Source organism: Streptomyces sp., from assembly GCF_019510245.1.
In the GTDB taxonomy this organism is placed as follows: Bacteria; Actinomycetota; Actinomycetes; order Streptomycetales; family Streptomycetaceae; genus Streptomyces.
Genome location: NZ_JAEKKT010000124.1, coordinates 65,495 through 80,601 on the forward strand (window position 1 = coordinate 65,495; position 15,107 = coordinate 80,601).

Annotated in this window: 12 protein-coding genes and 1 pseudogene; 6 read left to right on the forward strand and 7 right to left on the reverse strand. The window is 72.4% G+C overall.

Annotated elements, in window-relative coordinates; genetic code table 11:
* Positions 1 to 2 precede the first annotated feature (2 nt).
* The 4 genes from JF597_RS13280 (at position 3) to JF597_RS13295 (ending at position 4,379) form a co-directional block, all read left to right on the forward strand.
* Positions 3 to 1,409: an FAD-binding oxidoreductase gene (locus JF597_RS13280; protein ID WP_293993463.1), complete on the forward strand. Its 1,407-nt coding sequence runs from the start codon at positions 3 to 5 to the stop codon at positions 1,407 to 1,409.
* 6 nt (positions 1,410 to 1,415) lie between these two features.
* Entirely contained in the window at positions 1,416 to 2,372 is a 957-nt protein-coding gene (locus tag JF597_RS13285; protein ID WP_293993465.1) for a fumarylacetoacetate hydrolase family protein, read from the forward strand.
* Positions 2,373 to 2,556: 184 nt separating this feature from the next.
* Entirely contained in the window at positions 2,557 to 3,540 is a 984-nt protein-coding gene (locus JF597_RS13290) for a LysR family transcriptional regulator (protein ID WP_293993467.1), read from the forward strand.
* 53 nt (positions 3,541 to 3,593) lie between these two features.
* Complete coding sequence (locus JF597_RS13295) at positions 3,594 to 4,379, forward strand: SDR family oxidoreductase (RefSeq protein ID WP_293993469.1); 786 nt, start codon at positions 3,594 to 3,596, stop codon at positions 4,377 to 4,379.
* On the opposite strand, the gene JF597_RS13300 is transcribed toward JF597_RS13295, so the two are convergent.
* The 5 genes from JF597_RS13300 to JF597_RS13320 form a co-directional block, all read right to left on the reverse strand.
* Positions 4,369 to 5,292 (reverse strand): hypothetical protein, encoded by a 924-nt coding sequence (locus tag JF597_RS13300; RefSeq protein ID WP_293993471.1) that lies wholly within the window; start codon positions 5,290 to 5,292, stop codon positions 4,369 to 4,371. The genes JF597_RS13295 and JF597_RS13300 overlap by 11 nt on opposite strands.
* A 165-nt stretch (positions 5,293 to 5,457) precedes the next feature.
* Entirely contained in the window at positions 5,458 to 6,975 is a 1,518-nt protein-coding gene (locus tag JF597_RS13305; RefSeq protein WP_293993472.1) for an MFS transporter, read from the reverse strand.
* Between the two features lie 13 nt (positions 6,976 to 6,988).
* Entirely contained in the window at positions 6,989 to 7,411 is a 423-nt protein-coding gene (locus JF597_RS13310; RefSeq protein WP_293993474.1) for a VOC family protein, read from the reverse strand.
* A gap of 6 nt (positions 7,412 to 7,417) precedes the next feature.
* A complete protein-coding gene (locus JF597_RS13315) occupies positions 7,418 to 8,188 on the reverse strand; it encodes an SDR family NAD(P)-dependent oxidoreductase (protein WP_293993476.1) in 771 nt (256 codons plus the stop codon).
* 123 nt (positions 8,189 to 8,311) lie between these two features.
* Positions 8,312 to 9,565 (reverse strand): cytochrome P450, encoded by a 1,254-nt coding sequence (locus JF597_RS13320; RefSeq protein WP_293993478.1) that lies wholly within the window; start codon positions 9,563 to 9,565, stop codon positions 8,312 to 8,314.
* Between the two features lie 451 nt (positions 9,566 to 10,016).
* Here JF597_RS13320 and rho point away from each other — a divergent pair, with 451 nt between their 5' ends.
* Together rho and JF597_RS13330 are read left to right on the forward strand one after the other, a co-directional pair.
* Positions 10,017 to 11,165, forward strand: coding sequence for a transcription termination factor Rho (gene rho / locus JF597_RS13325; RefSeq protein WP_293993479.1), 1,149 nt, complete (start codon positions 10,017 to 10,019; stop codon positions 11,163 to 11,165).
* Positions 11,166 to 11,278: 113 nt separating this feature from the next.
* Positions 11,279 to 12,118 (forward strand): annotated as a pseudogene (locus JF597_RS13330) (serine hydrolase); the annotation flags it as partial.
* An 89-nt stretch (positions 12,119 to 12,207) separates the two neighbouring features.
* On the opposite strand, the gene JF597_RS55530 reads toward JF597_RS13330, so the two are convergent.
* Both JF597_RS55530 and mptB read right to left on the reverse strand, forming a co-directional pair.
* Complete coding sequence (locus JF597_RS55530; protein WP_366916399.1) at positions 12,208 to 13,560, reverse strand: glycosyltransferase 87 family protein; 1,353 nt, start codon at positions 13,558 to 13,560, stop codon at positions 12,208 to 12,210.
* Positions 13,557 to 14,951 (reverse strand): polyprenol phosphomannose-dependent alpha 1,6 mannosyltransferase MptB, encoded by a 1,395-nt coding sequence (gene mptB, locus JF597_RS13340; RefSeq protein WP_293993483.1) that lies wholly within the window; start codon positions 14,949 to 14,951, stop codon positions 13,557 to 13,559. The genes JF597_RS55530 and mptB overlap by 4 nt, the downstream gene beginning before the upstream one ends.
* Positions 14,952 to 15,107: the final 156 nt, after the last annotated feature.

Here is a 15,107-nt window from a genome sequence, read left to right on the forward strand (position 1 = left end):
CCATGCCTGCAGTCGATCGGGGGACGACCCCCGAACCCCCGTACCAGAACCGCTTCTCCGGCACCCTCCACCTCCCCGGCGACGAGGACTTCGAGGAGGCCGTGTACGGCAGGGTCTTCAACGCCCGCCGTCCCGCCGACCGCACTCCCGCCGCCGTCCTCAGGGCGGTCACCGAACAGGATGTCGTCGAAGGCGTACGGCTCGCCCTGGAGCGGGGCTGGCAGGTCGCGGTCCGCTCCGGTGGGCACAGCTGGGCCGCCTGGTCGGTGCGCCGGGACGCGCTGCTGATCGACCTCGGCGGCTGTCGCGAGATGGCGTACGACGAGACGACCGGGATCGTGACGGCCACCCCCAGCGTCAAGGGCGGCGACGAACTCAACCCGTATCTGGCCGGGTTCGGGCGCTTCTTCAACGGCGGGCACTGTCCGTCCGTCGGCATCGGCGGCTTCCTGCTCCAGGGCGGCCAGGGCTGGAACGCGCGCGGCTGGGGCTGGGCGGCCGAGAACATCGTGGCGATCGACGTCGTCACGGCCGACGGCGAGCTGGTCCGGGCCGAAGAGAGCGAGAACAGCGACCTGTTCTGGGCGGCGCGCGGCGCGGGCCCCGGCTTCTTCGGCGTCGTCACCCGCTTCCACCTGCGCACCCGCCCGCTGCCCGGGCATCTCGCGCACACCGTGCACGCCTATCCGCTCGACCTCTTCGACGAGGTCATGACCTGGCTGCACGACATCCACCACACGGTCTCCGACCTCGTCGAGATCGTGGCCCTCACCCAGACCCCGCCCGACCTCGACGGACCGGTGCTGCTGGTCACGGGTGTCTCGATGACGGACAGCCCGGCGGAGGCGGCCGAGGCGCTCGCGCCGCTGCACGCCAATCCGTACGCGGACCGGGCGCTGTTCCGCATCGAGGCGCAACTCACCACCATCACCGAGCAGTTGACCGGCCAACGGACCGCCAACCCCGAGGGCCACCGCTATCTCGTGGACAACGCGTGGCTGACCGGCAGCGCCGAGGACGTCGTCCCGGCGATCCGCAAGGCGTTCACCGAGCACCCGACCCGGCAGACCTTCACCATCTGGCTCTCCATGGCACCGCTGCGCCGCCTCCCGGACATGGCCTTCTCGTTGCAGTCGGAGATCTACTGCGCGAGCTATGTCGTGTACGACGACCCCGGCCGGGACGCGGAGCTGCGCGGCTGGCTGGACGGGGCGATGGCGGCGATGCAGCCGGTGACCGCGGGCCAGTACCTCGGCGACTCCGACTTCACCGTGCGGCAGCTGAGGTTCATGGGTGACGAGCAGTGGCGGCGGCTGAACGCGATCCGGGCCGTCCGTGACCCCGAGGGCGTGTTCGCCGGCCATCTGAGCGCCGGGACCGTCACCAACACCAACCACTGGGAGAGTTGAGCAGCGATGCGTTTCGCGACATACGAGCACGAGGGCGAGGAGCGCGCCGGTGTGGTGCGGGACGGAGTGATCCACCCGCTGCCCGACGGGGTGAGCGTCCTGACCCTGGTCGAGGCGGGCGTGCTGTCCGCGGCCGGCGCCGAAGCCCTGGACGCACCGGGTGGGCCGACGGTGGACCAGGTGCGGTTGCTGTCGCCGCTGAAGCCGCCGTCCATCCGCGACTTCGTCGGGTTCGAGGCGCACATCGAGGGCGTGTCGAAGTCGCTGGACGGCCTGGAGCACGTCCCGGAGGAGTGGTACCGGGCGCCGAACTTCTACTTCACCAACCCGCACGCCGCCTACGGTGCCCGCGACGACGTGCCGGTCCCGGCAGGCTGCTCGGTGCTGGACTTCGAACTGGAGGTCGGGGCGGTGATCGGCAGCAGCGGCCGGGACCTCACCCCCGAGCAGGCGAAGGACCACATCGTCGGCTACCTGGTCTTCAACGACTGGTCGGCCCGCGATCTGCAGAAACCGGAGAAGAGCCTCGGCCTGGGCTTCTCCAAGGGCAAGGACTTCGCCAACACGCTCGGCCCCTGCCTGGTCACCGCCGACGAGGTGGAGGACCGGCGCGACGCGGACGGGTTCCTGGACCTGGAGATGACGATCACCCTGAACGGGGAGCTGATCGGCCGGGACACCCTCGCCAACGCCTCCTGGACCTTCGAGGAGATGATCGCCTACGCCAGCCGGGACGCCTGGGTGCGCCCCGGTGACATCCTCGGCTCGGGCACCTGCGGCTGGGGCTCGCTGGCGGAGTTCTGGGGCCGGGCCGGGCACCGCACGCCGCCCCCGTTGCGCCCCGGCGACGAGGTGACGCTGACCGTCGAGGGCCTGGGCACGGTGTCCAACCGGATCGTGCCCGGGCGGGCGGACGCGTACCTTCCGCGGGCCCGCAAGAGGGGCCGCACTCCGCGCCCGTAGCACCCGGAGCTGTGCGGGGCCTGTGGTGCGCGCACGCCCCCCACCTGGGGGTATCCGGGGCCGGGATGGCTGGCATCGCATCTTCCTGAGAGTCGCCCCGGCCCCCTTCCTCGACGGCCGTCCGCTGGTTAACCTCGCGTTTCACCGAAGCTTCAAGGACGTGGCCGGCCGGAAGGGGACACTCGTGGGTCTCGGAGCGATCGATCTCAATCTTCTGGTGGCACTGGAAGCGCTCCTGGAGGAGAAGAACGTCACCCACGCCGGGGTACGGCTGTCCACCAGCCAGTCCGCGATGAGCGGCTCGCTGGCCCGGCTGCGCCGGCACTTCAACGACGAGCTGCTGATCCGGGTGGGCCGCGAGTACGAGCTGACGCCACTCGCGGAGCGGCTGCTGCCGGTCGTCCAGGGCTCGCTGCAGAAGGCCGAGGAGGCGCTGTCGCTGACCCGGCACTTCGATCCGGCCCGCAGCCGCCAGCGATTCTCCGTGGTCATGTCGGACTACGTGATGACGGTGTTCGTGGAGCCGCTGCTGCGGGTCATCGCCGCCGAGGCGCCGGGCGTGCGGATCGACTTCCACCCGATCGTGGACGGGCAGCTGGAGACGGAGACGCACCTTCGCTGCCACGACCTGATGATCGTGCCGCTCGGCTACCAGCTTCCCGGGGTCAGCGAGGCCGTGATGCACGACCGGTTCGTGTGCATCGTCGACCCGGGCAACCCGCGCCTGGTGGACGGCCGGCTCACCCTCCGCGACCTCGCCGAGATGCCGCACGCGGCCTGCGCCATCGGCAAGAGCCACACACCCGCCGAGCGCCAGCTGGAGACCCTCGGGATCATCCCGAAGGTGCAGGTCAGCACGCCCGGCTTCAGTGTGCTGCCGTTCCTGGTGAGCGGTACGGACCTGGTGGCCATGGTCCCGGAGCGGCTGGCCCGCCGCTACGAGGGCTTCGCGCGCTGTGCGGTCGTACCGGCGCCGTTCCCGGACGTGCCGCTGGTGGAGGCCATGTACTGGCACCACAACCGGCACGCGGACCCGGCGCACCGGTGGCTGCGGGAGACGGTCCGCAGGGTCGGGACGGCGCTGGGCGAGGAGGCGCCGCCGGAGATCGCCGAGGCGGATGCCACCCATCCCGAGAGCGCGTTTCCGGAGCTGTCCGCGGCTTCCTAGCGTGGACGGGAGGACATCTCCGCACGCCCCTGGGAGGAAACACCGTGGAAGCCGTGAGCCGCACGCGCCTGGCGGGCCGTACCGTCGTCGTCACCGGAGCCGCACAGGGCCAGGGGGCCGCGGAGGCGGCCGCGGCCGCCCGGGAGGGCGCGACGGTGATCGTGAGCGACGTGCTGGACGAGGTCGGCGAGAAGCTCGCCGTGTCGCTGCGCGCCGACGGCCTCGACGTCCGGTACGTCCACCTGGACGTGACCTCGCCGGACGACTGGGCGGCCCTGGCGGCCTCCCTGGACGTGGTGCACGGCCTGGTGAACAACGCGGGCATCCCGATGCGGGCCCGGCTCGGCCAGGTGGAGCTCGCCGACTGGAACCGGGCGTTCGCCGTGAACACCACCGGCGCCCTGCTCGGCATCCAGGCCCTGGCCCCGCTGATGCCGGCCGGTTCCTCGATCGTGAACGTCGGTTCGGTCGCGGGGCTCACCGCGCACCACGCGGTGGCGTACACGGCGAGCAAGTGGGCGCTGCGGGGCCTTTCCAAGGTGGCGGCCCTGGAGCTGGCCCCGCGCGGCATCCGGACGAACATCGTCCACCCCGGGTACATCGAGACCCCGCTGATGGCCACCGCCAACCCGGTGTTCGTCGCCGCCCACCTCGCCATGACGCCCCAGGGCCGTCCGGGCACGGTCGACGAGGTGGCGCCGCTGGTCGTCTATCTCCTCTCCGACGAGGCCTCGTACGTCAACGGCGCGGAGATCACCGTCGACGGCGGTTACGCGGCGCACGGCCCGGTGAAGGCGATCACCGACGCCCTCGACCAGGACCGGGCCGTCAGTCCTTGAGCTGCTCCAGCGTGGACTTGGTGTCGGTCTTCAGCCAGCCGGTCACGTCGTCGAGGGACGGCGGGTCGGTGTCGCTGTCGTACGAGGAGAAGTACGCGCTGTAGTACATGGTGAACGTCATCCAGCCGTCCCGCACCGCCAGCGTGGCGTACCGCGAGCCGCTGGTGGTCGAGCCGTTGCTGGTGTCCTGGGTGACCAGGTAGGCCTCCTCGCCGATGCCCTGGACCGGCGTCACGTCGTAGTCGCTGTGGCTGTCGCCGTAGTTCTTCCAGGTGGCCGTGAACTCCGGTGCCGGGTCGGTCTTCTTGTGCAGGTCGACCTCCAGGGAGAGGTAGGCGTCCCCATAGCTCGAACTGGTCTTCTTGAGACTGAGACTGCAGTAGCTCTGGTCCAGCGCGGGGTCCTTCATCACGTTCTTCGTCGGGGCCGAGTCGTCCACGGGGTACTCGTCCTTGAACGACGAGTAGTCCGCGCTGGAGCAGAGGTTCGCGGGTGCCCGGTAGCCGCGCAGGTCCGCACTGCTCCCGAAGCCTCCGGTCAGGAAGAGACCGCCCGCCCAGGCCGCAGAGGCGACCACCGCGCCCACGACGGCCCACAGCACGGCTCTCCCGGCCGCGTTACCGCCGCTCGCGGGCGGCGCGGCCGGCGGCGGGTAGCCGTAACCGGGTTGTGTGGCATAGGGGTTGGCCTGCTGCGGCGCGGGCTGGCCGACGACGGCGGGCTGGGCGTAGGGGTTCTGCGCAGGCGGCGACTGCGGGTTCGGGTACGGGTACGCGGTCGGCTGGGGCTGTGGGGGCCCCGGCGGTGCCGCCGGGGGCTGGTCCGGCTGCGGCGGGGGCGGCGAGGACTGCTGCGGGGCCGACGACGACGGCGGCTGCGAGGAGGACGGCGGCTCCTGCGGTGGCGTGGACATGTCGTGAAGATACGGCATAACCGGACGTCAAGTACCCGTCAGCACCGGGATCGTTATGGTCCGGGCCCAACCGTTACCGGCCAAGCCCCGCTTCTTACCGGCCAGTTGGGCAAGGACGCCGAGAAGGCCGGGGCGATCGCCCTGGCCTTCTCGTCACGTCGGCGGTCAGGCGGACGCCGGCTGCACCGGCGCCTGGGCCACCGCTCGGGCGGTGTTCTTGCGGACCAGCAGCAAGGTGACCAGCGCGCCGAGCAGCGACGCGCAACCGCAGATCACCACGCCGAGGGCCATGCCGTGCGCGAGGGCGTCCTGCGCGGCGGCCCTGGCGCCGCCGCTGCCGGCGTTGACCACCGCGAGCGGACCGGCCGCGGCCTCCATGCCGGCGTCGGCGCCGCTCAGCTTGCCGACCAGCGCGGAGGAGGCCGCGCTCATCGCGATGGTGCTGATCACGGCGGGGCCGAGGCCCTGGCCGAACTCGCGGACCAGGCTGGTCGCGCCGCTCGCCATGCCCGTCATCTCGATCGGCACGGCGTTGACGGCGGCCGAGGTCAGCGAGGAGACCACGCAGATGAAGCCGATGCCGAGCAGCAGTACCGGGCCGATGAAGGCCGCGAGCGAGGTGGTGGTGATGGGCAGCGCGGCGATCCAGAACTGGCCGGCGGCCATCGGCAGCAGACCGCCCATCAGCAGCCGGCGCGGCTCGACGCGGGTGAGCATCTTGCTGAGCACCGGCGCGAGGAGCAGCGGGATCAGCTGGAGGATGACGAACGGCATGCCGGCGCGCAGGGCGCTGAGGTGCATCACCGCGCCGAGCCGGATGGAGACGCAGTAGGCGGTGCCGATGAAGCCGAACATGCCGGTCAGCGCGACCACCGCGGCCGCCGCGAACGACGGGATCCTCAGCAGCTCCAGGTTGAACATCGGGGAGGCGGCGCGCCGCTCCGCCATCACGAAACCGACCAGGGCCACGGCGGCGAGGACGAGCGCGAAGACGATGGCGGGACTGCTCCAGCCGCGGTCGCCGCCCTCGATGATGCCCCACAGCAGGGCGGTGAGGCCGACGGCGATGCTGATCTGGCCGGGCCAGTCCAGGGCGCGGCCCTCGGGCGCCCTGGAGTCGGTGACCAGGGCCCAGCAGGAGATGCCGACCGCGACGCCGAGGACGACCGGCGGCACGAACGCCCAGCGGAAGTCGGCGACCGTGGCCAGGACGCCGGAGGAGAGGGGGCCCACGGCGGAGGCGAGGGAGATGCTCAGCGCCCAGGTCGAGACCGCCTTGGCGCGGTCCTTCTCCTCGGGGGTCGCGGCCGCGATGACGGCGAGGGAGCTGGGGAAGAGGGCGGCGGCGCCGACACCGGCGAGGGCCTGGCCGATCCAGAGCATGGTGATGTTCTGGGAGGTGGCGTTGAGGAGTTCACCGATCGCCAGCACGAATCCGCCGATGACCAGCAGCCGCTTACGGCCGAACAGGTCGCCCACCACGCCGAAATTCAGTTCCAGGATCGCGGTGGGCAGAATGAATGCCGAGGTGACCCAGGCGACCTGCGATCCCGAGGCTCCGAATGCGCTCTGGATTTCCCCGTTGATGGGCGAGGGGACGGTAATGCACAGCTGCGCGGCGGCAACTGCCAGACAACAGGCTACGAGTGTGCCCACGTCCAGTCTTTTCACAGCGTTGGTCATTCCCTGCTCCATCTCACGGGTTAACGGTGGTGCCGCGTTCTATGAGTTCGATGAGATTTCCCTCGGGGTCCTTGACCCAGGCCATCCGAATCCCGGGTTCGGGGGACGGTCCGGGTTTCAGTACCTCGCCGGCTCCGTGGGCCACCAATGCGGCATACACGGGGTCGAGTTCGGGGGTGGTGACCGCGAAGTGCCCGTACCCCTCGGTGAGGACGGCGGTCATCGGGTCCGGTGCCCTCAGGCCGGGCGCGGACCCGGGCCTGGCGAGCAGTTCGAGCCGCCAGCCGTGCGGGTGTTCCAGGACGACTCCGGTCAGTCCGGGGCCGTCGAGACGGAACTCGAAGACGGTCTCCAGGCCGAAGGCCGTCCTGTACCAGCCGAGTTGGGCGGGCAGGTCGCGTACGTTGACGCCGACGTGGTCGAGACGTGCGTGCATCCGTGCTCAGCCCGCCATCGCGCTGTCGCCGCCGTCGACCATGAGGTTGGCGCCGTTGACGAAGGCCGCCTCGTCGGAGCAGAGGAAGGCCGCCGCACGGGCGATGTCCTCGGGCTGCCCGACCCGGCCGGCCGGGATCCGCGCCTCCAGCTGGGCCTTCGGGCCGTTCGGGTCGTCGAGGAAGGGCGCCGTGGCCGAGGTGCGGGTCATGCCGGGGGCGATGGTGTTGACGCGGATGCGGTGCGGCGCGCCGGCCGCGCACAGGTGCTTGCTCATCGCGAGGACGCCGCCCTTGGCGGCGCCGTGCGGCACCATCGGCATGAACGGCGCGCCGCGCACGGCGGCGACGGAGGCGACGTTCAGGACGGCCCCGCCGCCGCGTGCGACCAGGTGCGGCCAGGCCGCCCGGGTGCAGAAGTACGGGATGTCCAGCTCGTTCCTGATGGTGAAGTACCAGTCTTCGGCGGGCATCGTCTCGAAGGGGCCGTTGCGCAGGGCGGAGGCGTTGTTGTAGAGGATGTCGATCGCGCCGAATTCCGCGATGCCGGTCTCGATCCACTCCCGCGCCCCGGCCTCGGTGGAAAGGTCGACCGGCGCCAGGGAACGCATGACACCGCCGGCCTTCCCGACGAGTTCCACGGTTTCCGCGGCGCTCTTCCCGTCGATGTCGCAGCCGAATACGGTGGCGCCCTCCGCCGCGAACACCTGTGCCGCGGCCCGGCCGATTCCGGCCCCCGTTCCACTGATGAAAGCGATTTTTCCGGCCAGTCGCCCCATGATTGCCAAGTCCCTTGTCCATGCCGCCGAAGTGCGGTGGTGGCAGCGTAGGTAGGGCCTATGGCCAGAACAAGAAATGCGTCAGCGAAACGTCATCGGGGGTTCGTATGGCTGGTATGCGCCTCAGCCGCGGGGCCGGGGGCCCGGCCGAACCGGGAGGGCGCGCACGCTGTTGCCGACGAAGCTGGACTGCCGGACCAGGCCGTCCTCGGGGACGGCGAGGTCCAGAGCCGGGAAGCGGCCGAAGAGCCGTTCCAGGGCGACCGTGGCCTCCAGGCGGGCCAGCGGGGCGCCCAGGCAGTAGTGGGCGCCGTGGCCGAGGGAGAGGTGGCGGACGGCGTCGGGGCGGCCGGGCCGGGTGACGTCGAACCGGTCGGCGTCCGGGCCGTGCGCGGCGGGGTCGCGACCGGCGGCCGAGTAGCCGGCCAGCACGGGGGTGCCCGCGGGGATCACCGTCCCGTCGACGGTGAGGTCCCGCACCGGGTAGCGGAAGGGGAAGTAGCTGACCGGCGCGTCCCAGCGCAGCGTCTCCTCCACCACGTCCGCCCAGCTCGCACGGCCCTTGCGGACGAGTTCGAGCTGGTCGCGGTGGCCGCACAGGGCACGCACCGCGTTGGTGATCAGGTTGAGGGTGGTCTCGTGCCCGGCGATGATCATCAGCACCAGGGTGCCGATCAGCTCCTCCTGACCGAGCCGGTCGCCGTCCTCGTCGCGGGCAGCGATCAGGGCGCTGGTGAGATCGTCGCCGGGGTGTTCGGCACGGGCGGCAGCGACGGCGGCGAGGACGGCGACCAGCTCCCGGTTGGCGGCGACCGCCTCGGCGGGTCCGATGTCGGTGGCCACGACCTGGTTGGTCAGGTGGTGCAGCCGGTCGCGGAACCCGGCCTCCACGCCGAGAAGTTCACCGATCACGCCCATGGGCAGCGGCAGCGCGAAGTGGCGGCGCAGATCGGCGGTGCCACCGCCGTCGGCCGCGGCCTGCTCCAGGTCGTCGAGCAGGGTGCCGGCCAATTCCTCGATCCAGGGGCGGAGTTCCTCGACCCGCCGCGGGGTGAAGGCACGGCTGACCAGTCCGCGCAGTCTGCGGTGGTCGGCGCCGTCGGCGGTGGTCATGCCCCGCACGGTGGCGAAGGTCAGCAGCGGCCAGCCCGCGGGAATGCGGCCGTCCCGCAGCCGGGTGAAGTGCTGGGCGTCCTTGGCGACTTCGGGATGCTGGAGGAACTCCCTGAGCGCCTCGTGCCCGAGCACGGCCATGCCCTCGACGCCGCCGGGCAGCACGACCGGGGCCACGGCACCGCGCGCCAGCAGCCCGGCGTTGTCGGCGTGCGGGCAGCCCCCGGCGGGGTCCAGGCGGTGCGGCACGGGCGGGGTCTCCACCAGCAGCTCCTGACAGCGGTACGACGGGGACACGGCCGATCGTAGGCGCCCGCGGGCCTGCGGGAAGGAGCTTTTCCCAGCCAGTGGGCCCCGGCACGGATCGGTCGGCTGCGGCTGCGGCTGCGGCTGCGGCTGCGGCTGCGGCTGCGGCTGCGGCGGGAATACCGGTGACCGGTGCCATGTTGACGACGCCGGAACCGCGGGTATAGTGCGATCAGCACGTGTGAGCGCCCTTCGATCGGGCGCCGAGTGCCGGTTCCACTCCTCCAGCCGCATCGCCCGTCGCTTCGCGACCGGCCCGCCGGCTTCCCAGCACCACCTCGTGACCAGGGCCTTTCCGCCGTTCCCGAGGTGTCGTTCCCCGCCGCACGGAGGCTTGCGCACCCGCCCTCCCGCTCGCGGCCCACTCCCCCTTCACCCCTGTCTTCCGTCCTCGAAAGGACCACCTCTCATGACCACCACACTCGAACCCCCGGTACAGCAGCAGGACCGGCCGGACACCCGGCCCGTCACCGGCGTCCTCGACATCGACGCGAGCGGGAAGGGGCAGCTGCGGGCCCCGAGCTGCCTGCCCTCCCCCGCCGACCCGCAGGTCTCCCCGGCGCTGATCCGCCGTCACGGCCTGCGCAGGGGCGACCTCGTCGAGGGCGTCCGCGGCGACCGGCGCACGCTGACCGGGATCACGCGCGTCAACGGCCGTACGCCCGAGGAGCTGCGCGGCCGCCGCCACTTCCGCGACCTCACCCCGCTCCACCCGCACGAGCGGATCCGCCTCGAACACCCGGCCGCCGGGCCGGCCGGACGGGTCACCGACCTGTTCGCGCCCGTCGGCAAGGGACAGCGCGGGCTGATCGTGGCCCCGCCGAAGACCGGCAAGACCGTGCTGCTCCAGCAGTTCGCGGCCGCCGTCGCCGGCAACCACCCGGAGTGCCACCTCATGGTGCTGCTGCTCGACGAGCGCCCGGAGGAAGTCACCGACATGCGGCGCTCGGTGCGCGGCGAGGTGTACGCCTCCACCTTCGACCGGCCCGCCAAGGAGCACATCGCCCTCGCCGAACTCGTGGTCGAGCGCGCCAAGCGGCTCGTCGAGGACGGCCGGGACGTCGTCATCCTCCTGGACTCCCTGACCCGGCTGTGCCGGGCCCACAACAACGCGGCCGCCTCCAACGGCCGTACCCTCAGCGGCGGTGTCGACGCCGGCGCGCTGCTCGGACCGAAGCGGTTCTTCGGCGCCGCGCGCAAGGCCGAGGAGGGCGGCTCGCTCACCATCCTGGCCACCGTCCTGGTGGACACCGGCTCCCGGGCCGACGGCTACTTCTTCGAGGAGCTGAAGAGCACCGGCAACATGGAGCTGCGCCTGGACCGCGAGCTGGCCTCCCGGCGGGTCTTCCCGGCCCTGGACATCGCCCCCTCCGGCACCCGCCGGGAGGAACTGCTGCTCACCCCGGCCGAGTTGGCCACCGTACGCGGACTGCGCCGGGCCCTGCACAGCCGGGAGGGCACCCCAGGCGGCCTGGAGACGCTCCTGGAGCGGCTGCGGGAGACCCCGGACAACGCGACCTTCCTGCGCCGTGTGCAGCCGACGCTGCCTGCGGGCTGAACCCCCTCCCGGCAGGCTCACGCGAGGCCGGGCGTGCGGCATCCGGGTTGCTCAGGGCCTCCGACCGGCCCTGGCAGCGCGCTGGAAACCGCCACCGTTCCTACGTTGATCATATGACGATCGGATTCCATGGCCGATTCCCTCGGCGAGCGGCGGTGACGACCTGCTCCGTCTGCCTCGCGGGCCTGCTGGCGCTGACGCCCGGCACGGCCGCCGCCGGCACCCGGGAGCCGGCCCCGCCTCCGAGGGCGGTGGTGCCCGGGCCGTCGCTGCTCTACCACGCCGGCCCGCAGGTGCGGCCGCACCCCGGCGCCCCGGCGCTCCCGGACCTCTCCGCGCTCTCCTGGCTGGTCGCCGACGCGGACACCGGCCAGGTGCTGGCGGCCGACCACGCACACCGCAGACTCCCCCCGGCCAGCACCCTGAAGACCCTGTTCGCCCTCACCGTGCTGCCCGTCCTGCCCGCCGGCCTCGAGCACCGGGTGACGCCCGAGGAACTGGCGGACGTCCCCGAGGACAGCAGCGTCGTCGGCGTCGAGGCGGGCCGCACCTACCAGGTCTCCGACCTGTGGCGCGGGGTCTTCCTCAGCTCCGGCAACGACGCCGTGCACGTGCTCGCCGCGCTCGACGGGGGCTGGGAGCGCACCGCCACCCGGATGCAGGCCAACGCCCGTGCCCTGGGCGCCCTCGACACGCACGTCGAGTCCCCCGACGGCTACGACGCACCGGGGCAGGTCTCCTCTGCGTTCGACCTGGCGGTGTTCGGCCGGGAGGGGCTGCGCAACCCCGACTTCGCGCGGTACTGCTCCACCGCCGAGGCCCGCTTCCCCGACGGCGCCGGCTGGTCGTTCGGCATCGAGAACACCAACCGGCTGCTGACCGGCGCGGACGGTGTGGGACGGTATCCCGGCCTGATCGGGATCAAGAACGGCTACACCAGCAACGCCGGCAACACCCTCGTCGCCGCCGCCCGGCGCGGCGGGCACACCCTCCTCGTGACGGTGATGAACCCACAGGACGGCGGCGTGTACGACGAGGCCCGTCAGCTGCTCGACTGGGGTTTCGAGGCGGCCGGACGGGTCGACCCGGTGGGCTCGCTGGACGGTCTGCGCGCCAAGCCGCGGCCCCGGCCGGGCCCGAGCACCGTACCGATGGCGGCGGCCACGGCACCCGAGGACGGCTCCGACTGGTGGGAGACCGCCGTCGTCGCGGGGTTCGCCGTCCTCGGCGCGGGCGCCGTCACCCTGGCGACGCGGCTCAGGGGCGAGCGCTCCGGGCGGGACTGACCGACCGGCAGGCCCAGCAGCAGGCCCAGCGTGATCCAGGTGTAGAGGTTGCTGCCGAGGAACCCGTCGACACCGGACGCGTCGTCGAACCACAGCCACACCACGCTGGTGCACATCACCGCGTAGAGGGCGCCCGCGGCCCGCGGGTGCCCGGCACGCGCCAGCAGCACGAACGACGGCAGCACCCACACCAGGTGGTGCACCCAGGTGATCGGGCTGACCAGGCAGGCGGCGAGACCGGTGAGCGCGAAGGCGGCCGTCCAGTCGCCGGCCGCCACGGCCTTGCGGGTCCGCCACGCCCACACGGCCAGCGTGAGCAGCACCACGATCGCCCACAGCGGCTTGTCCGGATGGCCGAGCCGGGCCAGCACGCCCTGCAGCGACTGGTTGGAGACGTAGTCGAGCCGTCCGACCCTGCCGGTGTCCCAGAGCGCCTGGGTCCAGTAGAAACGGGACGCCCTCGGGTCGGCCCAGGCCGCGAGCCCGGTCGCGGCGAGCGCCATGGCCGTGGCGACCCCGACCGCCCGCCACTTGCGGCCGATGAGCAGCATGAAGATGAACAGCGCCGGCGTGAGCTTGATCGCGGCGGCGAGCCCGATGCCGGCCCCGGCCCAGCGGCCCCGCCCGCTGCGCAGCAGACAGCAGTCCGCCAGCACCAGGGCCAGCAGCAGGAGGTTCACCTGGCCGAAGCTGAAGGTGTCCCGCAGCGGCTCGAACAGCGCCAGCCCGCACAGGGCCAGCGCCCACCGGTACCAGCCCCAGCGCCGCCAGCCCGGCCCGGCCAGGATGCGCAGCACGAACGCCAGCGCGGCCAGGTTCAGCAGCAGCGAGGCCGCGATGGCCAGGTGCAGCCCCACCAGCGCCATGGGCAGCATGCCGACGGCGGCGAACGGCGGATAGGTGAACCCGTACGTGGTGCCGGGCACCCGGTAGTCGTAGATCCGGCCGCCGTGGTGCACCCACGTGTGCACGGTGCCGTAGTACACGCGCAGGTCGAACCAGTCGCGCAGCAGTGGCACGGTGGCCGTGAAGACGGTCACGGCGGCGACGAGGACCAGGACGAGCAGCATCCTCCCCCGGTCGGTCCGCGGTCGCAGCGGGCCCGTCATGCCGTACGTCCCACGGCCGGGGCCTGCGCGGCCTGGTGGGCCTGCCAGAGGACGACCACGCCGAGCACCCCGCCGGAGACGGCGAGGACCAGCTGGCCGAGGTCGGCGGGGCCGCCGCTGGGCAGCACGGCGAGGGCGAGCACGCCGGTGACCGCCGCCACCCGGTGGCGTACCGAGGTGCTGGGCGCCGCGGCCGCTATGAGGAAGAGCCCCCAGATGGCGTACCAGGGGCGGATCGCAGGACCGAAGGCGGCGACCGCGGCGAGGCTCAGCCCGAGGGCGTAGACCGGGCGCGGCCGCAGCCGGACCCATATCAGCAGCACGGTCACCGCGGTGAGCGCGAGCCCGAGCAGGTGCCAGGCCGGGACGGCGAGCGGCGCCAGATCGCTGCCGAAGTGTTCGAGGACCCGGCCCGTGGCCCGGCCGAGCAGGCTGCTGAGCGCCCAGTTGTGCGGGGAGACGGGCGTGTCGAGCGCCCTTATCCACCCGTACCCGGTCCCGGCGACGGTGGTCGCGACCACCGTCGTCGCCCCGGAGGCGAGCGCCGTCGTCAGGGTGGCCGGCACGGGACCGCGGCCCCTGCGCGCCTGTACGACGATCACCGCGAGCAACCCCAGCGCCGCGGGTGCCTTGACCAGCGCGGCGAGCGTGACGAGCACGGCACCGAGGACCGGCCAGCGGCCGAGGGCCGCGACCAGGCCGAGGCCGAGCAGACCGAGCATGATGGCGTCGTTGTGGGCGCCGGCGACCAGGTGCAGCAGCACCAGCGGGTTGAGGGCGCCGAGCCAGAGCGCGGCGGCCGGGTCGGCGCCGCTGTGCCGGGCGAGCCGGGGCAGCGCGGCCGCCATCAGGCCGACGCCGAGCAGGGCGACCAGCCGCATCCCGAAGAGCCCGGCCGGGAGTTCGCCGCGGGTCAGCCCGGCCAGCAGCGAGGCCACGCCCATGAAGGCGGGGCCGTAGGGGGCGGCGGTGTTCTGCCACACCGGGGCGACCTCGTCGGCGAGCGGGCCGCCGAGCTGGGCGGGTCCCGACGTGTAGACGTCCATGTGCGCGTCGACCATGGCGCCCTGCGCGAGGTAGCTGTACACGTCCCGGCTGAACAGCGGGGGCGCCAGCAGCAGCGGGACCGCCCAGACAGCGAGGACCAGCAACAGCTGGCGCGGGGTGGGCGGTTCGGAGCCGCGCACGAGGCGGCCCAGCAGCAGCCAGGCCGCGATCAGCAGCACCACGCCGAAGTAGACGCCGACCAGGCCGAACGCCGCCTGCACGGAGCTGGGTGCGAGCAGGTCCTCCACGGGGAGGGCACCGGCTGTCTCACCTCCCAGGGCAAGGAAGGCGGTGCCGGCCAGGCCGAGTACCTGGCAGCGGCGTAGATCGACGGGAAAAGCCATGGCCAACACTGGGTCAGCGTGTCAAGGGTGGGTGGCCGGAAGGCGACGGCGTGTTTTCTTGGGGGCGGCCTGGTTGTTACCTGTGAGTGGTGCGTTGTCGGGTGCCGGTCGGTTGTGGCTGGTCGCGCAGTTCCTCCCCCGCCCTTCGGCCGGGGG

Bases quoted from the DNA above. Each gene is read 5' to 3' on its own strand.
- JF597_RS13280 (WP_293993463.1), top strand. From the start codon at position 3: ATGCCTGCAGTCGATCGGGGGACGACCCCCGAACCCCCGTACCAGAAC.
- JF597_RS13285 (WP_293993465.1), top strand. From the start codon at position 1,416: ATGCGTTTCGCGACATACGAGCACGAGGGCGAGGAGCGCGCCGGTGTG.
- JF597_RS13300 (WP_293993471.1), bottom strand. From the start codon at position 5,292: ATGTCCACGCCACCGCAGGAGCCGCCGTCCTCCTCGCAGCCGCCGTCG.
- JF597_RS13305 (WP_293993472.1), bottom strand. From the start codon at position 6,975: ATGACCAACGCTGTGAAAAGACTGGACGTGGGCACACTCGTAGCCTGT.
- JF597_RS13310 (WP_293993474.1), bottom strand. From the start codon at position 7,411: ATGCACGCACGTCTCGACCACGTCGGCGTCAACGTACGCGACCTGCCC.
- JF597_RS13315 (WP_293993476.1), bottom strand. From the start codon at position 8,188: ATGGGGCGACTGGCCGGAAAAATCGCTTTCATCAGTGGAACGGGGGCC.
- rho (WP_293993479.1), top strand. From the start codon at position 10,017: ATGACCACCACACTCGAACCCCCGGTACAGCAGCAGGACCGGCCGGAC.
- JF597_RS55530 (WP_366916399.1), bottom strand. From the start codon at position 13,560: ATGACGGGCCCGCTGCGACCGCGGACCGACCGGGGGAGGATGCTGCTC.
- mptB (WP_293993483.1), bottom strand. From the start codon at position 14,951: ATGGCTTTTCCCGTCGATCTACGCCGCTGCCAGGTACTCGGCCTGGCC.